7 protein-coding genes are annotated in these 22,556 nt (G+C 48.0%); all 7 read right to left on the bottom strand.

Features of this window, described 5'->3' with window-relative positions; all coding sequences use genetic code 11:
• Nucleotides 1-11 precede the first annotated feature (11 nt).
• The 7 genes from BLR32_RS11980 to BLR32_RS12010 are packed head-to-tail and all read right to left on the bottom strand — an operon-like array spanning nucleotide 12 to nucleotide 22,554.
• Complete coding sequence (locus BLR32_RS11980) at nucleotides 12-4,037, bottom strand: eCIS core domain-containing protein (protein WP_089831902.1); 4,026 nt, start codon at nucleotides 4,035-4,037, stop codon at nucleotides 12-14.
• Nucleotide 4,038: 1 nt separating this feature from the next.
• Complete coding sequence (locus BLR32_RS11985; RefSeq protein ID WP_089831904.1) at nucleotides 4,039-5,868, bottom strand: contractile injection system tape measure protein; 1,830 nt, start codon at nucleotides 5,866-5,868, stop codon at nucleotides 4,039-4,041.
• A complete protein-coding gene (locus tag BLR32_RS11990) occupies nucleotides 5,868-9,104 on the bottom strand; it encodes a hypothetical protein (RefSeq protein ID WP_089831906.1) in 3,237 nt (1,078 codons plus the stop codon). Before BLR32_RS11990 ends, BLR32_RS11985 begins: the two co-directional genes overlap by 1 nt.
• Nucleotides 9,105-9,129: 25 nt before the next feature.
• Nucleotides 9,130-16,326 (bottom strand): hypothetical protein, encoded by a 7,197-nt coding sequence (locus tag BLR32_RS11995; protein ID WP_089831908.1) that lies wholly within the window; start codon nucleotides 16,324-16,326, stop codon nucleotides 9,130-9,132.
• 45 nt (nucleotides 16,327-16,371) lie between these two features.
• Nucleotides 16,372-18,060, bottom strand: coding sequence for a tail fiber domain-containing protein (locus tag BLR32_RS12000; protein WP_089831910.1), 1,689 nt, complete (start codon nucleotides 18,058-18,060; stop codon nucleotides 16,372-16,374).
• A 31-nt stretch (nucleotides 18,061-18,091) separates the two neighbouring features.
• Nucleotides 18,092-22,096: a baseplate J/gp47 family protein gene (locus BLR32_RS12005; protein WP_089831912.1), complete on the bottom strand. Its 4,005-nt coding sequence runs from the start codon at nucleotides 22,094-22,096 to the stop codon at nucleotides 18,092-18,094.
• A complete protein-coding gene (locus BLR32_RS12010) occupies nucleotides 22,096-22,554 on the bottom strand; it encodes a GPW/gp25 family protein (RefSeq protein WP_089831914.1) in 459 nt (152 codons plus the stop codon). The genes BLR32_RS12005 and BLR32_RS12010 overlap by 1 nt, the downstream gene beginning before the upstream one ends.
• Nucleotides 22,555-22,556: the final 2 nt, after the last annotated feature.

Genomic DNA, 22,556 nt, shown 5'->3' on the forward strand with positions numbered 1-22,556 from the left:
AACTTTTAATTCTACAGGAATGGTTCTTCCACACCATTTTTGCCTTTGATTGTCTTTGCACCTGGCGTATTATCTTCTGCTCTTTCACTCGTGAAATTCGGGCCAACAGACATTTCATATCGCTTACCACTCTTTCTCCTGTTATGTTCTCCTGTTATCACACGCAGATTATTATCGCCTACTACATGGTCCCTTCTCACGCTATCACTGGCGTCACGTCCTATTGTGGTCCATAACATACCAAGATCATTGATATGATCCACGTTGTAGTCAACTGTATCCGGATCATACGTGTTATAATCCGTATTCTCGTTAATTATCATAATACCTTCCGAAGGGTTCTTCGGCTGATGTTTTGACAACTGCTTCCATTCAGTATCCTTACCGGTAGCGATCGCCCTGGCTTTAGCCGCCCGCACTTTAGCTTTTACAGCATCGATACCCCTCGTTGTATGCTTCTGTATCTCTTCCCGTTTGTCATCCCATTTATGGATACTTTCATACAACCATGGCCGCACACTATCAACACCACTTGGCCAGCTTGCAGGGAATTTCCTCACGGCAGGAACCGGATCTTTATATTCGGTGATGGATCCTTTCTTAAGTGCTATACTGATCATAAAGACCTTTTCACCTTCAATCTTCTTCTTTTTCTTATTCGATATGAGATACTTCACATCTACCATATGCACTCTGTCCTGATCCAGTTTTATTTCACTGATCCTGTATATCTCACCATCAAATTTGAAGTATGCTCCCACTTTAAATTCCGGTGGAAGCTTCGTAGCATCGATACCACTTCCCGGCACTTCAGCCGTCTTCTTCGCCCGCTGAATATACAGATAATTCCAGTGATCTTTCTTATCCAGAACAGTAATCGACTGGAATATTTTATTGTGTGATTTCGCTACATCTGCAGCTACCTTCTCAGCTTCCGGTTTAGTCAGCTGTTTATCGCCCGCAGCTGTCTCCTTATCTTTAGCAATCAATGCCTTCACGCCTTCTGCCAGTTGTTTTTCGGTTTCTTTATTCTGTCCTCCCTCCTCTTTTTCATCTCCCGGTTTCATAGCGGCCTTCACCTTTACAGATTGCTTATTCGGCATGCCCTGCATAGTACCGGTTACCATCCAGATATCAGTGCCCTGTGCTGCAAAACTGATACCTGTAACATTGAACTGCTTCTTAATACCGTCTAATGTGGCCATCAGCTCAGTACGTGTCATTGGCTTATGACCTTCCAGCTCCTTCACCTTCTTCATAGCAGCTGCGAAGTTCTTCACTGCTTCAGGATCCACTTTACCTTTATCCTTCTCCTTGTCCTTACCTTTTCCGCCACCTGCTCCCGCTGCACCACCCGCAGGGGCTGCACCAGCACCAGGTTTACCCGGCGCTGCAGCCGGAGGAGGAGCACCTGCAGCAGGGCCAGCCTGCGCAGCACCACCATCCACAAACTTGCCTTGCTTTTCTTTATCGCCTGCACCGCTCTTCGGTGGTACATGATCATCCACAAGATCGGTCATGAACTTGCCACCATCGAATTTCGCCTCGCTGAATGTCACTTCAGGTACTTTACCGGAACCTAACACATATTCCATATCCGCGCCTATACCAAACTCGCCCGGTAACGGATATTCAAGAGCGCCTATCGGCCAGGTCCATTTCTTATCTGGCAACGGCGACCACCACGGACTATCCAGTTCTACGAACAGATCACCGCTCAAGCCAAGGAATGGCTGCGCCGCTATCTCCATATGCCCCTTGAAGAAGAACTCTCCCGGATCACGATAACCAATAGTCGGCCTTGCATCTACATATCCTTTCACACCCGCATCTGCGTTGACACCCACCCCTACTTTCAGATCATGTCCTGCCAGTTCAAGACCAGCACCACCTTCTGCACGCAGACGCAGACCAGCATAGGCAGACATATTCAGGGAACCGGAGAGGGAGATATTCTTCGCTACATCAGGATTGTTGGAATATGTACCCGCAACCTCAATATTATAGATCTTCGCCGGCCCCACCTTCGCCATCGCGATCAGGGCCATATTAGCGAATACAAATACGTTACCTATTACCGGTATACCGTAAGCCGCACGAGCTTCCAGCTTGAATAATTCTTTACTATAGTCTCTCTGCTGGAAGAGAATGATCTCTTTCGGCGGAGCGATCTTACCGATCACGGTCACAAAACCTTTACCATCCACAATCACATTCACGCTACCTGCAAACCATTCCGTCATGTTGAAGGTCAGCGTCCCCATACCAGCCATACCACGCGGCCCTTTACCTTCTGCAGCCGGTACTTCCGCCGGTGGTGCAGCTTCTTCCGCCGGAGCGCCACCCAGTTGCGTTACCGCAAAATTGTCCGCAGTTTTCTTGTCTGTCATGACCAGCATCAGCGACCCGCTCAACCGGTCGCCCGAATAGGCTACCATGCCCTTCACGTCCAGCACGCCTTCCTGGAACTTCGCTGCTATCTCTCCGGAGAAGCCCTTGAAGCTCACACCAAATGCGCCTTCTCCCGACATTTTATCGTCCATCAATGTGATATCGAGGTTGCCTTTAGCCACACCATGGATATCCAGATCTGCTGTCACATGCGCCGACGGCTTCATATTCGCAAAGCCCAGGTCCATGGTCGCCTCTGCAAAACCGCCTACCTTCACTTTCACACCATTCAGTGTAAAGGTGAAATTGCCGTTTTCGAATGTATTGGTAGATTTTGACAATACATTTTCTACATCTATACCCGTCAGCCAGCCGATGGCTTTACCATTCTTACGCAGCCATTGCGGAATAGCTTCCGGGGCATTACTTTGGCCGATGGTAGCAAAACCGCTTATCTCTCCGTTGGCCAGTCTCACCGCCAACGTTGGGTTTGCAGCACTGAACATCGGCATGTTCAATGGCAGATAGGCATTCTTCAAACTCTCCATCACGCCATCCTTCTCTCTCACTTTGATCACACCAGCACCGGCTACTTTACCAGCATTGATGTTTATATCCAGTCCTTTGCGACCTGCCCCTTTGATCGCTTCAGCAAGACTGGCAGAAGGATTGAACCTGCCGGAAGAGATATTCACCACCTCACCCGGAACGCCGGCAGGCGCTGCTCCTGCTGCAGGTTTACCACCTGGCGCACGTTGTATAGTATCTATAGCCTTAGGTTGTACATCAGGCGTTACTTCTTCTTTTTCTGCGGATGCACTGGCAGCAGGGCTATCTTCCTTTTTCTGCACAGCAGGCGCTTCTTCCGGCATAAGTGCAGGATCAGCTTTCTTCTGCACAGCAGCTCCCTGCTGTACCGTATGTGTCAGCTCATGCGCCAGCAGGTGCCTGCCGGTACTGCTGGTCGAATCAAATTTATTATCGTTGAAATAAATATCGTTTCCATGTGTGAACGCCTGCGCCTGCAGGTCGTTACTCAGCGCTGCCGCTTCAGAGCCTGTATGTATACGTACATTACTGAAGTCAGCGCCTATAGACGATTCCATCGCCGTCTTTGTATCTGAAGGCAATGGCGTACCACTACCTTTCGTTTTCTGCAAACGGTCTTCCAATCCGCTACCTGCTGTATCTGTTGCATCATTGCCGTTTCCTTTTTTCTGGATATCATCCGGTGGATCGGCCATGCTATCGAAGATAGGCTTACGTTGCAGTTTCTTTTCTCCTTCGGATATCTCTTCCTCTTTCCCTTCCTGCTCTTTCATTTGCAGGGCATCAGATTGCGCAGCAGATGAAGGCGTATGCCCCGTAGGGACTGTAGTGACAGGAGCCGGTGCAACTGCTTTAGCCTGTACAGCAGCAGGTTCGCTCGTACGCTGCACTACTTTATCTGCTACCTGGTCCGCCTGTTTTTCATAATGGTCGTCTGGTTTTCCAATGGTCAGTTTCCGTTGAACGAAAAAGGGTTCCTTCGCTGTTTCCTTCTCTCCGAAAAAAGCACTACCTCCCTCCTCCTTTCCAAAGAAAGAATTACCGGCAGGTTGCTTTGCCTTGCTACTCGTGCTTTTATTATCGGTTGCTTTTATCATGTCAGGTCCAGACAGTTTTTATCAGCCATGGCATCCACGATAATCCTACTACACTAAATCCCCATGGTAATTGGTTTAACAACATATCATACGCCTGCTGCGTTACATACAGCTGCCACTCTTCCTCTTTCCATTCCAGCTTCCCTTCCCTCAACAGGAAGTTACCGCGTAAACCATCAGGCGATGTATTACCTAATGCATTCCAGTGAGAGATCACAGCAGCCAGCAACTCATTGGCTTCCGTCTTCTCCGTATCAGTAAGCGGTATAAAACGTCTCACCGGTTCTGCAGGCTGGATGCCGCATAATATTTTAGGTAATACCAGGTCCCACTCCGGAATATCTTCTTCTCCATAAGCCAGGTATCCCAGCAACTGTACCGCCCTGTGCTTTGCAGCTTCATCTTTGAACTGCTGTTCCTCCCTGAGTTCCAGCGCGTCAAAAAAGAATGACAGGTAAAGATGCAGTAAGATCAGACCAGCATTATTGATGTAATAAACAGATCCTTCTGCTGGTGGTTCCGGCGATGCAGTATCCTCATCTGCAGATGATAAAGCAGTCTTCTTAAGATCTGCTTCTTTATCTACAGCACGTTGCTCCGCTGTTCCTTCTTCTCTTTCCTCCCTTGCTTTCTGCTCTTTTTCTTCAGCTGCTGCTTTCTCTTCTTCTTGTATGGATGATGCTTTATCACTCTTTATCTCTTCCGCTGTCTTTTTACGGCGGGCTTGCTCATCATTTCGCTCTTGCTCACGATGCTTCCTCGCCGAAGCCTGTTCCTGTTGTTCAGGTCCGTCCTTTGTAGTATCATGCTGCCGCCGTTGTGCACTATCTTCCCTATCCCGCTTTTCTCCCTGTTTATGCCGTTCGTTCTCTTGCTGTGCTATAAACAGGCTTTTTTGCAGCGCGGTGATCTCAGGTAAATATTGCATAGCAAGTGTTGCTGCCGTCTGTTGCAATAAGACCGGCGCTTTCACTGCTGCTGTTGTTGTCTTCTGCAGCACGAATAACAAACGGGGTACTATGGCTTCTTTTGCTTTACTCATCAATGGCTGCATCAGTTGCTGCAGCAATGCAGTATTGTCCACTGTTCGCCCCGGCACTATTATCTCCCTGATCAGCCAGATAAAGATATCATCATGATAGCTTGTCCTGGCAGGTAATACCGGAATGAGTTGCTGCTGTGCCGGCGCCAATGCACCTGCTGCCTCCCGCAGCTGCGGATGATAGATAAACGTTTCCCATTCATCGATCAACTGTAACACCTGCCGGTAGGCATCCGCACTATATGCCAGTATCCAGTTCCGGACAAAAGCAGGTGAGAATTGCAATACCAGTCTCCTGATCGCATACGGGTGTTCCATAAACAACACCTTACATTGCTGCAAAGCATATGTCTCAGAAGATAATGCCGCCAGTATACCGGCCTCCCACTCAGGTTGCTGCCATTTCACAGCGGAAGACGGCAGAATGCCTCTTTCCAGGAAATACAACCAGCTTTCATAGTATCCCTGTATCAGGGGGATTCTTTGCATACCGGCTTCCAGCGTTAACTCCGACTGCATGCTGGAATAATGCTTCCGGAGATGACTGATGATCATCTCCGGAAGTGAGTCTCGTAATGACGCCAGGTTGCAGGAACCCAGGTCTATTTCCAGTTTATCTATCTGTAATAAAGTATCCGGATCGGCCCAGCTGTCCAATAGTGCCGACAGCATTGGCTCCAGCTCCATTGTAACACCCGTGCTCAATGCTCCCTGCAATGCAAAGGCTTCCTCCCTGGAAGGCAATTGCACCTCCAGCAAAAGTTTTCCGATGGCATGTTGCTGTTTCATTAAGCGACTATTCCTTTATACGTGTTTACTGTTTTTTCATTTTCTGCCGTCACAATACCAGTGGTATTCCATACCTGCTGCCATTGCGCCAGACCATCCTTTTGTGCGGTAATGGAATCAGCAGCTGCCTTTACCAGTTTCCGGGCTATTGCAGGTACTTTTTCAGGCGATTCCACTATCAGTCTGTCGATATAATAAGCAGTAGCATAAACAAGCAGTTTGATCACCTGCACCTTTTGCGCTGCTTTCAGCTTGGTGAAACCTGTCTGTAATGTTGCCTGCAGTTTTTCATAACCTGCATGCAATACTTCAGGTGCACCGCTGGCCAGCAGGAAGGATTTGGTATCTGTCCAGCGACTGTCTTCCGACAGCGTCTCGTCTTCCTTCGCCATCTTGTTGACATCACTCCTGTATCCCAGTATGCGCTTATTGAATACGGCATCGCTGTTTACAATCGACCTTGCATTCGCATTCGGGTCTGCCGTCGTACCTGTATCTGGGGCAGATTCTTTAGATGCCGGTACGAAAGCACTGATGGTAAGCCTTGCGAATGATTCCTTACAATCCTGGACGTCTTCAAATGTGTAGTCCAGAAAGTAAATGCCCACCTGCGGATCTTCCAGCTTCAGCGTTGCATGCTTTTTATCTTCTTTCCAGGTGACGTCAAAATTCAAAGGATCAATAGGTTCCTGGTTGTCATTCTGCTGTAGAATGAGGCTGAAGGCGCCACCGTAAGGAGTGGCTTCTATGCCGATTTCATCTGTGCGGGAGATATCCCAGTCCACAGTAACCTTGCCATTGCTGGTCAACTTCACATCTTTCAGCGGACAGATAGTGATCTCTTTCGAGAACTGGCTTTCCATACCTTCACGGGAAGCTGTTAACACAACCGTGAACACCACACCGCGCTTCCGCTCTAACTCAAATTCCACCACATCATTGAGACTGGTTGTATCCTTGTCAGTGATGAACACGCCCTTATAGTCATACAGTTCCCAATGATAAGCATCTGCCCTCAGCGACTGGTTCCTCAGCGATATTGCCACACCCTGGCCTTCAGGCATCTCTTCCTGTTTAATAATACTAAAGCGTGCTACCGGTGGTGATTCCCGGAGTATCAGGTTGATGGCTGGCTTGCTGGAGCAACAGATATAAGGCAGGCAGAAATCCGCCACCACTTCATATCCTTCCAGTTCTTTTGCCAGGCTCATAGCAGCCGCTTTCTCTTCTTCCTTACTGCTAAGCATCAGGTTCACCAGCTTCGACTTCTCTGCTTCTGAAAGGGAAGCCACATTGGTTTTTGCACATACCAATACCAGTGTACCACCCTTAGGTACCCCTCCATTATGTTCAAGTCCCGGATGCTCTTCTGCAAATCGGTGAAATAAGAGGCTGCTGGTCAGTTCTCCTTTACGGCGAACATATTCTTCACATACTGCATAAAGAGACGTTAAATGCGCCCGGCAGCATGTTTTATCATCATCATTACAGGTTCCTTCCTTACTGCAGATTTCAGCAATCTTCTTTTCGAGGTCTACCGGCGGCTTGCCAAACAGGGTTACCAATGCTTCAAACATATCCCCGATAGCATTCCGGTCGAATTCACGTCCGAAGATGACCTCCTCAAAATTATCAGAACAGGTGCGTGCACAACGGATATCATTCACGATCTTCTCCAGTATGACGGTCAGATCACTGAACTCTGCTGATCTTTCACGGATCAGCTGGTCCATATCCTCGTCATCACCCAGGTATACCACCTTGATATCAAAAGGCAGGTGCAGGTCTCTGCGCAGGTCAGCAATGGCGTCCTGTGTTATCTGTACCGTTTCACCCGTATGTCCTTTGATACGGAAAAAGTCATAGCCATCCATATTGGCCAGTAGGAACTTCCTGTCCTTATCATCCGTAATACCAGGGATGTTGAAGGTCCGGCGGTTACGCGTCGCTGCCGCATTCCAGTATGCTGACAGCTCTGACGGATTCTTATAATAGAAAGGAATGGCCCTTTCTGACAACAGTTTATTGATACCCGCATCCGGTGTAAAACGTACCCCGAAAGAAGGGAAATTCTGATCATCAAAACGTGTGTGCGATACATCCGCCAGGTATTTCAGCCGCTGTATCAGCAAACGGGGTCTATCCAGTGCATCAATACCCAGGTCCGCAAAAGGAGGCCTGTAAAGCCCCATACGATAGTTTATTTTCTCTTGTCCTGACAGAGACATCGTACGGATACTATGCAGGGCGATATACCCTCTGAAACGGCTCTTCTTTGGCATCAGGGACAGGTAGCTGAACAGGTCTGTGGCAACAAGCTCCTGGTAAGTGGCTACCAGGTCCCGGTAATAATCATACAACCAGGGATATTGTCTGCCGCCTCTTGCGCCAACACCCTCACGCAACTTCTGCAGATTTTCTGTCAGGCTATCGAATGGATTAACCGGGTCCAGTCCCAGCTTTTCTTTCACCAGTTCATACACCGATTTAAAGGCTGTTCCGATCAATGGTTCTGCAGCTTTACAAACATCATCAAAGCCGGTACTAACAGCCGCCCAGCTGGTAAACGGCTCAAAAGAGATATGCGGGCCGCCTTCGCTTGCAGTGTAACCAAAGCGGTTGATAACTGGATCCTTATCTCCTGCCTCGGTAGCATCATTGATAAACCAGGCATCCAGCTCCGCCTGTGTAAAAAAGCTTTTGGGTATCAGCGCTGCCTCAACTTCCAGTGTCTTCTTACTCTCACTGTTCTCATAACCATACAGACAACTGTCTTCAGTAGATTCGTCACTGCGCACAATAAGGATAACCAGGTATGGGGTGGTATCCGGCTCCCGCTCCGGGTTGCCGGGATCATTGCCGGATAAGCGATAGATCAGCTCATTATGGTTCTCATTCGTATTGCTGAGCACCATAACAGTAGCAGTACGATCCAGCAGTGGTACATCAAAATCTTTCCCTTCGCTTGTCTTGCCGATACCGTTATAAATGATCTCATCTTCCAATGAAAAGAGCTGACCATCTGAAGTCACAGCAGTACCAGGCCTCAGTCTGACAGTACCGGCTGCTTCATCCACCACTACATCAAGACCATAAAAGATACCTGATCCTTCCAGGTACGTACGGGTATCCTGGTCTTCCTGCCCTGCAAAAGTGACAATACCAGTCAGGCTGCTGCTCTTCAACTGCTGCCCCTTTTTAAAAACCGGGTAAGGGGTAGAAATATTTATTATCATTTCTGAAGAATTTATTTATTAGATATTATCCAAGCATTGCCTCATCAAGTATGATCAATGGCTTATCATCTCCACCCTCATCATCATACAGGTATGCAGCCGGATATACATTTTTTAGTTCTCTTAATATTTGATTCAAAGCCTGCAGGCTATCGTCATAATCACAGCTCTCTTCCCTGGATAATGCGCCCAGCCATTTTTTCCAGGCCTTTTCAAACTGCAGCATCTGCTGCGGGCTTATCCAGACGATGTTTAACCGTATATGCGATGGCGCTTCCCTACGCAATGTGTCTTCGAAGAACTGCCTGAAGCGGGCCAGTCGGAAACGCTGTGGCCATGCCGGCAATACAACGGTAGACCAGAAAGAGTAAGGATCTGCCAGGAATGTACGATCACAGAAAGCAGCATTTTCCTCATCTATTTCCTCCTCATCATCACAACAGAGACACACATCATTGCATACAGGCAGGATCGCATCTTCTGTTTTGCATACGATCGGGATCACTACAGTGCTGACATTTTCGGCTACCACATTCTCCAGCAGCGACTTCATTTCATTACGTACAAATGTCAGATCGCTCAGCAGCTTGATCACCTCTTCTGTTGCCTCCAGTGAAGCAGCAGCGATCTTCTCATCGTTCCTGTACCAGGAAATGGTCATGGTGGAAACCTGTTTATCAACAAACACCTTATCCTCTTTGGCAGCTTTCTTCAGGGCTTCGATATAAGCAGCAGCATTGGCAAATACAGACTCACTGATAATACGCAACACAATCGGAAGCTCCCGCTGGTAATACCAGTTCAGCTGCAGCTGTAAAGCTTCGTAAGACTGCTGTTGTCCGCGGGGCCGCATCAGGATATGTTCCAGCAGATGCAGACCCTCAGCGCTGATAACCGTCTGCACATACTCCATAGCGGCATTACGTGCAGAGATGCTTGTATAGGACAGCGGATGTTCCGCCTGTATTCCCTCAGGATTCACCAGTGTGATACCAAAAGGACCACAGGCATCTTCATCACCACGTTGATAGTTACGCAGGTCTACCAGTAGACCATTGGCATCTCCGAGCGCCGATTTGGCTTCTTCCGGTGTATCATAGACATGTATGGACTCCCAGATAGTGGTATAGTCATAACTGATCTTACCGCCCACCAGCAACTGTTCGATATTATTGATCTCAAATGCATAGCCTTTACCGCTTTCCACAATTGGGAACATCATGGCATTAAAGATGCGGGTAGCACGGTCGTTCTCTATATCTTCTCCACAGATCACCTCAGGCGCCGTCGCAATGATCTTACCATCCATATCTTTCAGGTAAAGGGTATAAGCGTTATCACAACCCGGCATCTGCTCGTAATAATAAGAGGCTTCAGATCTTGCCATTTCCAGCAGGTAGACATAGAAATACTGTTCTGCCTTTTCTGCCAGTGCAGGAGAACTATAACGGGTCACCGTCTGCCACATCACCTGGTCATTCTTACCAAACAACTGGTAGTAATACAGTTTAACAGGAGACGTCTGCTCATCGCCTTCTCCGCCTTCCGATGCCGATTTCCAGAGTTGTGTAAACGAAGGGATTTCATTATAGCTCATCCACAATTGGGAGAAATTGATCTTTCCAGGTTGATCGAAGTACCAGCCCAGGATACGCGGGTCTGTATTTCCATTTTTTGTATCCGGATTCACAAACCAGCCATAGAGCCTTCTCTTACAGTAAATATCTGCCTGCAGGTCCAGACGCGCTTCTTCTCTTCTTTCCATACCCTGATACCATCCGGCATGTTGTGCCACACGGTATACATTATCGTCCACCATACGGAAGGCATAACGACAGCCAGCGGCATAGTCAGTATAAGGGAAGAAGTTCTTGTTATCAGGATCAAGATTATCGAGGAATGTCTGTAGCCTGTCCCATGCATCCTGTTCACTCACTTCATCATTTTCACCCACGCATTTTTTTGTTACATGCTGAATATCCAGCAGTACTTTGCCCAGGTTGATGGAATAATAACAACCTACCGTTTCATCATCCAGGCAGTAGTTACCGCGGAACAGCAGCAACTGCAGGAACTCCAGCAGGTCTGCCATAGCAGCATCCGGATCAGGATAAGTGTGAATGCTCTCCCACTCGTACGTATTTGTTTTTGTATTGTAGATATGGAATGCAAAAGTTCCATCTTCATTACGGTATATACCATGCCTGCGCGCAAATTGCCGCCTTGCCTGGATAGCAGCCATATAGGCATCATAACTGCCCGGCGTGATCTTAGCCACCGCCAATGGCTGGCCTTTATCATCATTCAGATAAAGATCTTCTGTTGTTGCCGTCCATGCGCTGTAATTTTCAACAGCCTGTGAACGCAGTAACAGGTTCCAGCACTCCACCTGAAATGCAGCAGCCGCGGCATCTGGAGTTGCATACGCTGTCACACTCTGCCAGAGCAGGAAATCATTGCGGCGTAACTGGAAGTAATAGCGGCCATTCCCTCCGGTTACTACAGATGCGCCTTTTTCCAGTACAGTATATCCCGGCAGTTTACGATGATAACGCTGCAGCAATGCGATAACCGCCTGCTCTCTTTCTGCGGCAGATTCAAACTGCGGCAGATAACGTGCTATACGATAGTCGCGGTCCCACAGGCGATAGCCGATCACGGCATTTTTATCACCGCTCTGATACAGGTCCGTACGCACATCTCTTTCTTTCGCGTATACATTCGGCTTTAACAGGTCCAGTTTAAAGCCGGCCCATTCAGCAAGCCTCTTAATGGCCTCTTCGCCCTCACGCTCACTGTCATACAGGTGAGGATGCACCGCTATCCTGTTCTCTCCTTCCATGAGATAAACCCGATAGCCGCCTTCTTCCTTCACCACCTTGTAGTTGCCTACAGTAGGCGCCAGTTTATCAAGTATATATTTTAATGCTTCTTCTGCATCTGCCTTCTCCGGCTTTTCATCCAGACCTTCAAGGGCAGTTTCAGGATACCAGCAACAACAGGACAGCCATTGCCAGCTATAACGCCAGGCACCTGTAAGTTTCACCTGGGTCACTGTCTGACCATGATCCTGGAGGAAGCGGATTGTACGCTCTATCGCTGCATCCCTGGCTTCCGTAGTGGTATATTCAAACGGATGTACCGCCAGTACATTTTTGTCGTCGCCAATGATCTTAAAACTATAAGTACAGGATTCGAGGCATGTCTTTATATAATATTGCCGCTGCTTACCAAACTTCACCGTATTATAAAAAGCAGTGCGCACCTCGTCATAACTATTGTAGAATTGAGGTTCCTGTAACAACAGCCCTTCGCTATCGCTGATCTTGAAATAGTAACGATACAGGGTAGCAACAGACCATCCGGCGCTTTCCTGTAAAACAGTTACCTGCTTACGCAGCATTAGCAGTACAGCATCTCTCTCTTCTGCGGAAGCATACCATTTACCCTGCTTTGCAAATGGTGTTCCCTCTTTCGTAAAGGCGAGATAACCATATCCGCTTGCAGGCTGCTGATCTGCCTGTATGTCTTCTGCTGTTGCCGTCAATATCCAACTCAGGAAGGCGGTTACTGCAGCTTCACGGCTTTCCCATACAGAAATGCTCTGTAACAACGGTGTACTGCTGGCTTCATCCTCCCAAAGGAATCCGTACGCGCTTACCGATTCGCCCTTCTCCACCCAGAGCGCATCCTGCCCTGCCCTTAACAGTATTCTCTCCAGCAGCTTTGTTGCTGCAGTATGATCGTTTGTTTCATGGCTTTCTGCGAGTAATTGTCCGGCATCATCGTTCACCTGTACAACATAGCGGCAATTATCCAGCGTATAAATAGATACACGCTGTGGATCAGCAGCATGACGAATCACATTCCGCGTTGCCTGTGCCACACCTGCTCCATCAGGAATCGGGCGAACTGTAGTCAGCAGGATTTCAGACTCCCCTGGCTTACATTCCAGGTCCTTGAAATGATAAATAGCAGCAGGTACAGTGGTCACTACACCGCTTATTGTCAGCCAGAGATTATTGAACAGGCTCACATATTTGTCACGCGCCAGCCGCGCTGCATCTCCTGTCGGGAAATCAGACAGATGTACAGACATAACGGTATATCCCTGTGTACCTTCCTCTTCACCAGTCTCCTTACGGATCACCTGCAGGTCAAAGCGGCCACCACCTCTGTGTACTACAAGGTAGTTATCTACATGAGCTGCCAGCTCTACGAACTGAACGAAAGCCACCGGCAGTTGCGCTTTATCCTTAAAAGGGATCATACCCTGCCATACCGCTTGTCCTTCATGGGTCATCTGCCAGTTGTACAATTCAGATGCTTCACGCTGATATACCAGGTAATGCTTGCGGAAGTATTCCTGCAACTCCTTCATTTTCTGTTGTGCTGCTTCCTCCGTACCATATGCCTGCGGATGATAAGCGATCTGTACATTGTTCTGTACAATGATGATCCTGAAATTACCGGCAGCTACATCTGGTTCTACTTCCCAGGCACTAGCGTCCTGCAGTATTTCCAGGATATCATATCCCTTTGACAGGGCTATCTCCTGCGTTTCAAAACCATGTTTGCTTTTCAGCAGTGTCTTTCCGTAATCGTCAGGCAACAGGAAATAATATCCTTCCTGCGTCTGCGGATACAGTTTATATTGTCCGTTGCCTTTGAAGAACTCTACAAACCAATCCATCACCACATCCCTTTCTTCTTCGGTCGTATATTCAAAAGAATACTTTGCAGCGATCCATTCATCCGCAGTCAGCGGAGATTGTATATAGAATCCAAACACGCCTTCTCCCGGGCATCCGTAAGGCCTGTAATTAGCCTTCTCTTTACCAAGTGCCAGGAATTGCCTGAAGACGCTTTCAATATTTTCTTTGCTATGCAGGCTATCGCTAACAAACAATGGTGTATTCTGACCAGGCAGCGAGCAAACGAAACCTGTCTGCTTTTCAGCCTTAACAAGATCAAAGTTATTCAGTGAGGCAGAAGGCGCCTGTCGTATACCCATCAATCCAGCTACTCTCTTTTCCAGGCCACATACCGGGAAACCCGCAGCAGGATGCTTGTAATCAAATGCCAGTGCACGATTGGCGCTGGTTTCGGGGTAAGCAGACAGGAATGCTGCCTTATCTGCAATATTACGTGCAGGGTCATTCTTCTTACCACTCAGATTATACATCATCAGCGCATAATCAGTGAAGTCTTCAGAGAACCTTGCCAGCAGGTGGTTCAGGAACCTTTCTTTTCTTTCGAAATATTGGCCTGAAGTTTCATACAATGCAGTGAGCATCTCTGTATCCCCTGCATCACTGTACACCAGGTCGAAACTGTAAATATCATCCCGGCGGTTATTATTACGGCTGTAACTGCCGGATAAGGTAGCGAGGAATACAACGTCCAATGCCGCCTGCTCTGCAGCTATCTTTGTACTGAAGAAAACAGCGCTTTCCAGCAATACATTATTCGCAGTATCTGTCAGCTGAAAGTACCAGTTACCATCGTCTTCCCTCTGCTGTATAACACGTACCACATTATTGTTGGTACACTCGCTCATAATACGGCGGATCGTTTCATCCCGCAGATACATAGAGCTGTATACCTTACGTCCTGTAACTGTAGTATCCGGCTCAAACGCCAGCTGCATACCGTTATAGGAAGTATTTTGCGTATTCTGTGGCAACTGTTTCTTATAGCGTAGCAGCGATGGCAGTTGCGGAATGCCGCTGATATCAGCAGGGAAGTAAGTATGTTCTTCACCTTCCATGGCAGAACGCATGGAGAACAGCTTCCGGATGCTGGACAACTGAGAGAAATAGTCGGCCAGCAGCCTGTCGAAGAACAAGAGGTAAGCCTGCAACTGTAACGCCTGCGCCTTTCTGGCCGCAGTCGCATCACCAGGTACCTCATTCTTACCTACCAGGTACACCTTCGGAAACTCGTACTGAACAGAAGTATATTGCGCAAGGTCCAGCTGACGGCCTTTAGGCACAACAGTGTCCAGCGCTTCCCTTTGCTTGGGGAATTTATTGTAGTCGGAAATACCTTTCTTATATCGTTGGTTGACAACTTCCGTATTCGCATTAAACGGCAGTTTATTGCGGAAGAAGATCACATTGGAAGTTTCAGGAGATAATACAGGACGATGGTCCTTCTTCAGGTGCAGGCACCATTCCTCCCCTTCCTGTTTAATAGAATTACCAGCTGCATCCGTCATCGTGTATCCGTCTTCATCGGAGCTGCTCATCAACAGGCGGGTTACACCTGCCACGCCGGGCACATTCATGATAATGCGGTAGAGATCTGAAGCACGCAGCTCCGTCATCATCTCCAGGCTTTCTAATTCCTGCACGTCGATGAAACCATTCTGTTGCAAAGGTTCATCTTTCATAAAATCATAAGGACGTCCTTCGAAGATCTCTTCCATGCTTCTGCCCTTATCCAGCAACTGTTGCAGGTTGTAGAAGACAGGGGCGGGCGACAGGAAGTCCTGGATACTACTGTAAATATTCAACAGCACATCATCGGGATCATAATTCGCCGCCAGTTCAATATGCAGGCAAAGGCTGATAGGCTCTTTCTCCAACACGATGATATCAGGGAAGTCTTCGCAGAGATTACGATGTGCATGCAGGCGTGTATCAATCTCTGACAATACCGTCTCCATAGGGAATACGTCATTGCCGCAGGCATCCTTTTCATAAGCAGCAGCATACACATCATCGGGTTCAATGTATACACGGTACAGCCCTCTCAGGGGTATGGATGAAAGCCCCTCCGACATGCGCGTGTTGTCAAGGTTGCCACTGTCACAGTCATAGGTCAGGGAATAAGCCTCTTCTGTTTCATTCTCGTTGATGGGCGACAGCCAGGCATTGCGCACACCTTTGATATCGATGAGCATGCGGCGGATGTCTGCAATGGTCAGGGGATTATTCCCAAGGATCTGTGCAGCAGTATAAAAGTTATCCTCCCCGGCACCTGCAGGAGCAGCAACAAGATCTTTAAAAGAAAGTTTGGTACGATAGTCCAGGTCCGTCAACACGTAACACAGGGCCTCCAGCATCGTGATGCCGGGATCGTGCAGGTTGTGGTCTGTCCATATCTTGCCTGAAAGCTCCGCAACATGCTGAATGCCCAGTTTGCGCAGCGTGGCAAAGTCCAGGTATTCCGGGAACCCGCTGTCTTTATCTGTAGTTATATATTTGAGATCAGGCATTTTGAGATTGTGCTTGGTATAATGTATCGGTGATCAGGAACCTGTTTATTTACCCTCCAGGGCATCCAGGCGTTTCTGCAATGCAGCAATCGTTTCCTGCTGTTCCTGTATAGCCTTGGTCAATACCGCCACCATATTGGCATATGCCAGCGTCTGTGTGCCATCGCCATCTGTATTCACCAGCTCAGGAAAGAACTCTTCCACCTGGTGCGGCAGGAATCCGATCTGCGCTTCTGTCGGAGGACAATTCGCCTTCTGGTTGAAAGTGAAAGTAACAGGGTTCAGTTTCTTCACCTTGTCGATCACGTTGCCCAGCTTCACAGGATTGCTCACCTTACGTACATCTGTATCGAGATAGAGACCGAAAGCGCGTGCCTTGCCTTTTACATTCAGGTCAAAGCCTGTAGGTATCAGTCCGCCGATGATGGTCTTACCTTCTGCGGAAATCGTCACAAGATCATCGCCCTGGTTTATTTCCAGCTCATTGCCGTTACCATACTCGCCGCCTTTCTTAAACACAAAGCCTTTTGAAGCATCTGTGAGGAATGCACCCCAGTCATTGTCTGCTCCCAGCAGCATGTAGTTGCGCTTTTCATTATTAGGGCGGTTGTTGATGATACTGAAACCAGGGTTGGTATTATCAAGGCACATCAGGAAAGCACCTGCACTGTTAGCTTTGGTGATCTCCACATTCGTTACAGGTGTTTCTGTACCGATACCTACACGGCCATCCTGTTTGATGGATACCAGTGTTTCTGATGTTGGCTGGCCAATATTCTTCAGATAGTTTTTGGTATCCTCCAATCCCCTGCGGAAATAGAAACCTTCCGGTGCATTGGTGGTGAAAGTAGAAGCATTACCATCCAGTGCAGTGTTCAGGTAGCTCTGCTGACCATATTCACCTTTGTGTATCCATACCGCCTGTGGTATCACAGACTGCACAGGATTCAGTAAGAGACGGGCAGAAGCCTGGTTCTGGATATCAACAGCCGCTTCGGGAGCAGTCGTACCAATACCCACAGCAGCGCCGGCATCTGGCGTAGTGATGAACACCGGCTTTACATTGATCGCTTCCTTAGGTGCGTTCTCTTCTCCTTCCAAAGGCACCGGTGGTGGTGTAGTAGTCGTGAAGAGGAAACCTTCAGTATTAGTGGTGAAGACTGCTTTATCATCGGCCAGTTTTTCTGACAATGATTGTGTGCTGTCACCACCTGTCTGCTGGATTACGAATTCAGGCGACTGTGCATTATCAGGACTAAAGAGGAAGTCCCCTTTCAGTTCATCCACATGAATATGCACACGTGCTTTAGGATCTTCTGTTCCCATACCTATCTTACCAAACACTTTGGCATACATGATAATGGGTACTTTATCTTCATTGCGGATGATCTCCCAATCTTCATCGGAAGCATCGATATCCAGCATTTTCCAGTTGGTACAATCTATTTCCGGATTATCTGTGGAACAGTGGCCCTTGCTCTTATCAGCTTTTCCCGTGTTATCCGATCCATCACAACCACAAGGCTTATCGCCTGCGGGTGTACAGGTATACAATGCGTTGTTATAGATCACTACATCGCCTTCGTAATAGCAGATCCCAGCCGCCCACTTGCCGAAAAAAGCATCATCCCTTCTTACCAGCGTAGAGTCTATCAGGTTAAAGAAATCCTGCGAGGTAGGTATAGCGCCGGTCTTAAATTGTGCTTTCAGCGCTGCTCTGGTTGTTATAGACATGGGAGTAATCTTTTAATTTTTTATGAATGATTTATTTGATCCTGAATACGGGTTGCTGACTGGCACCGCTGCAGGTATCGTTAGTAATGATTGTATAAGTTTGTTCGCCACCTATCAGTACAGACCATGGCGTATCGGCTGTAACAGCCTTTACCGGTGGACCATCTATGCCGCCGCTTCTCACGAACATCGTGAAGTCGGTAACATAGTCTACGTACTCACGATTTTCGATGAACTGTAATACAGACGACATCATCAGTGTACCACCGAATACGATGTTCTGTGCGCCACTGTTGATCCACGGCGACAGATAAGCCAATACCTCGCTGTTCAGTTTCTTCTGATAGAAATTCGCATCTCTTCCGGCTCTCAGGCGGATGTTACCCTTGAAGCTGATAGGCTGGTATACAGGATTGATGACCTGCACCTTTGCAAATACCGATGTACGTGTACGCAGGTATTCGCTAACCCTTTCCAGGATGATACGGCTTACCTTAGGACTGAACCGCTCATCTGCAGGATAGTTATCTATCTGCGGGATCACGGCCAGTGTTACCCAACCGGGCGACTGCAACTGTGTGATATTACCCTGTGCATCGCGGCACATCTTACTGTGCGGAATACATTTGATCTTGGAGATCTCAGGGAATGCATCCAGGATAATGCGCTCATAGTCGAACACATTGATGGCCCTTCCTTTGTGGCGTAAACGTTCACTGACGCGGGTATAGAACTCGTCAGCCGCTTCTTCTTTTCTGCCTCCAAAAGAGGGATAAGGCTGACTGATCTTCGAGATCATTGCATCAGGCACTACCAAACCACTGATGGCTGATGCCGCTAATGCTGTATTCACTCTGGCAGGATCATTCTCCTGGCTGCGGAATACCGCCACCGCAGCCTGTGCCATCACAGCAATGCCTTCGCATACTGCTGCAGAATACTGATGTGTGGTGATGCGCAACCAGTGCAAACCAGATGGCAATACCGTATGAGTCGTATCTGCATCCCATGGCAATGCAATGGTAACGATACCTGACACCAGCATCTCTTTCGTTGTATCACTGATGATCTGCGTATTCTTCTCCAGAGGCAACCATTCGTTACCTGACATATAATGCCATTGTATGTCTGCCCTGCGGATATCAGGATTCGCAGTGAACTCTGCCAGCTGGAATAACAATGCTACGTTGGTGCCCGGCACAGCCTGTTCCAGTCCTATATAAAGCGTACCTTCATCATCATACACAGGCATGAAGCTCGCGGTAGCGCCGGAAGACAAAGTTTTATAATTGCCTTCTTCATAAGGATACTGATGCAGCAGGGTAACATCAGCACCAGTAGCTGTTGCATCATACTCCAGGGAAAAGCCTTTAATAGTAGGCGTATATGGCGGCAGCGGGAGTGCTATTAAGGAACCAACATTATTACCTACAAAGGTGTTCATATCATTGGCAAGACTTTCAGTACCACCAGCGCTGGTATTTGCAGTACCAGCAGCACCTCTCAGGTTACTAAAATCCGTATCTGAAGAATCTTTTGTAATGAGGTTTGCCTTGCCCAGCGTGAGGCCCGTCTGTACATGCGTACCAACAGCCGAAGTTAAAAGAGTGCCCGCCTTCGCCTTTATATCATCCAGTCGCAGGTTACCTACTTTCAGCAACTGTGAGCCCAGGATACCCGGATACTCATCGTGCTTGAAATTATTCACCAGTTTCAGGCGCAGGAATCCATACAGCGCAGCATTGCTATAAGGTAGCAAGGGAGCAGACTGTGTCAGCAGTGGTATCTTTTCCGTCTCCGGAATATCAATATCTCTCTTCCGCTGAAGATGATGACCACCATCCTCGTCGAACAGCAGTGTTCCAGCGCCTCCGCCAATACCTTCCCAGATGCCGTTATTCAAACGTTCCAGGTCTGCCTTAAAATAAGCATTGTTGATCCCCGGCAGGTTATAAGCGGCATAATGTTTTTCAAAGTCATCAGGATATCCCTCCCACTCCATATGCACTTTCAGATCCGTTAACCGTTTTCTGAACACTTCATCACTACCAATGTAGAAGTTGCTGCCTACTTTAGGAATACTGGTAAAAGGAAGGAACTTCCCATTAGGATCCAATGGCCCTTCATCATTACCGATCAGCAGGTTCTTTACATTAGTCACATGTACATTGACAGTCGTATTCTGAATAACCAGGTTGCTTAATATATCATACCATGGCTCCGCTGTCTCTGCGAGGTAATAATGCAGACTGTGATTGAAGAGAATGCGCAACAGCGGATCACTTACAGGATAAGTCGCTTTTACAACATCAGGCGCCGGAGCAATCAATGCAGGCGCATCAGCAGCCAGTACAAAGTTCAGGGTCAGCTTGTTGTTGTCCACCAGTGACGTAGTGATCGCCGGGGCAGGATACCAGCCTTCTTCAGTCGTACAATCTACCTGCAACAATCTCCTGCGTGCAATATCTTTCGCGTCCTGCAATTGCTGCGGACCAATACCCGTATAGGTAGCAAAATCACGTTCGGCTATTCCATCTTCCAGCCATATCTCCGTAATACCCGCACTCTTCATTTTGGTGCGGATAGCAGCCAGACTACCTTTATCGATGGCCTTCTTTTGCATGGCCTTCAATACGTCCTCATTCAGCAGGTAGAAAGGCTTATTCAGCAAGGCTGCCAGCTGCGCAGCTTTATCACCCAATGATGACAGCTCAATAATAACCGTCACATTACGGGTACCTTCTTTCAACAACAATACCGGCGAAGCGAGCAATAATCCGGTGGTAGCAAAAGGGAAATGCGTAACCCCTGCCTGCGGATTATTCTTGCTTACATACTCAGCTGCACCTAACAGCGGCCAGCTATTGTAAGCAGGGTTACGGAAACCTTCTCCCAATCCATCAGCACTGGCAGCAACAGGCGCCACATACACGTTTGCTTTATCATCTTTGAAAAGCGTACGCAGTTGGTTCACCTTCGCTTTATTCAGTACCACATCTTCCTCCGTAAAGAAGCTGACATCTTTACCTGTAGCATCTTTACCGGCCTTTAATGCCGTGTCTTCCTTCAGCAGGTAATCAGGCAGCTGTTTAGCCAGTTCGGCTACAATGTGCACATGATCTGGCGTAAGCGGTTTCTTTTTCAGTCGCAGTACCTCTTCATAGAAGAAGTTCAGGTGCTGACGACCGATGGTGTTCATCTGCGTTTTCACCTGTGCGAAGAGCTCCAGGAAAGCATACAGTAAGCCAACATGTGGTTGATGTTTCTGCTGCCCCTTCAGCACCGCATCAAAATCTTTCACGGCAAAATCCTGTACCTGCAGGATGCCTTTATAGAAGATGACAAACAGCTCATCCAGCTGTGTCAGTACTTTTTCTCTTTTACGGCGGGGATAGCTGCTCAGTCTTACCAGGTAAGCATCTTTCGCAATCAGCTTATCCATTGTGAGCGCCCAGCCACTGTTCTGCCGCAGGATGGCGATATTGTTCACCGCTTCTTCGGGCAGTGGATTTTCCGCGTCTACCATGGTATTCGCAATAGCAATAAGGCGGTATAAAGCCTTACTGAAATCCGACGTTACCAATGCGCCCAGCATACCACTGAGTCCTGTAGAGCTATCCAGTTGTGTATGCCAGCTATTCAGCTGCATCACCATATCCAGGATACGGAAGAACATGGACCAGAACTGGTCTGCCGGCAATTGCTGCGACAGGTCTGTCCTTGCCTTCTGATATGCTGCATCAAAACCGGCAGTATCAAACTGCTGGATAGCGGCATACTGGAAAGGCGGATTACTGCGGAAGAAATCCTGCCAGTCCCCGCGGGACGTCAGCGTAGTGTCGGCCCTGCGGAACGGCTGATCGGTATCATCATAGTAAAGTACATACCTGGCGTAGCGGTACAGGAACCCCAGTAACTGGGCTGTACTACGTTCGTCTATCTGCACTTTATCCGTTGACAGCGCTTCCATTTTGCGCTGCAACTGGCTTACACCATCGCGTACCAGGTTATTCGATATGTTTTCTGAAGCATTCATTATCTTATTGCTATGGCTGCATTTATTCCTTCTGAACGACCTTCCTGTATATAGAAGTCATATACATAGTTGTACCGGGAATTAGTGGCCCTGATGGTATAATCAATATTGATCCGTAAACATCCCTGTATAGCGTCCCACGAGTCAGACTGCGATACAGTGATCTTATCGGTTTTTATTCTTGCTTCGTAGTATAGGATGGCATTTGTTACCAGGTCTGTAATGAAACCGATCAGTGTATTGCTCATGGATTCAAACTGATAATCTGCCAGGTTACAACCAAACTGGGGCAGCATCACCCGCTCGCCCAGGCTGGTCGACAAAAGAATATGAAGGCTTTGTTCTATATCCTCCCGCCCTACGGCCATTAAGGCGTAACAATCTTTGTCGTCATTGTCTTTGCGGAAGGTGGGGGGAAAAGACCAACCGCAGCCCAGAAAATCTTTTGCGTCGAGCATAT

Origin of the sequence: Chitinophaga filiformis, assembly GCF_900102545.1 — a bacterium.
Taxonomy (GTDB): domain Bacteria; phylum Bacteroidota; class Bacteroidia; order Chitinophagales; family Chitinophagaceae; genus Chitinophaga; species Chitinophaga filiformis.

Excerpts from the sequence above, each read along its gene's own strand:
- BLR32_RS11980 (WP_089831902.1), bottom strand. The coding sequence starts at position 4,037 with ATGATAAAAGCAACCGATAATAAAAGCACGAGTAGCAAGGCAAAGCAA.
- BLR32_RS11985 (WP_089831904.1), bottom strand. The coding sequence starts at position 5,868 with ATGAAACAGCAACATGCCATCGGAAAACTTTTGCTGGAGGTGCAATTG.
- BLR32_RS11990 (WP_089831906.1), bottom strand. The coding sequence starts at position 9,104 with ATGATAATAAATATTTCTACCCCTTACCCGGTTTTTAAAAAGGGGCAG.
- BLR32_RS11995 (WP_089831908.1), bottom strand. The coding sequence starts at position 16,326 with ATGCCTGATCTCAAATATATAACTACAGATAAAGACAGCGGGTTCCCG.
- BLR32_RS12000 (WP_089831910.1), bottom strand. The coding sequence starts at position 18,060 with ATGTCTATAACAACCAGAGCAGCGCTGAAAGCACAATTTAAGACCGGC.
- BLR32_RS12005 (WP_089831912.1), bottom strand. The coding sequence starts at position 22,096 with ATGAATGCTTCAGAAAACATATCGAATAACCTGGTACGCGATGGTGTA.
- BLR32_RS12010 (WP_089831914.1), bottom strand. The coding sequence starts at position 22,554 with ATGCTCGACGCAAAAGATTTTCTGGGCTGCGGTTGGTCTTTTCCCCCC.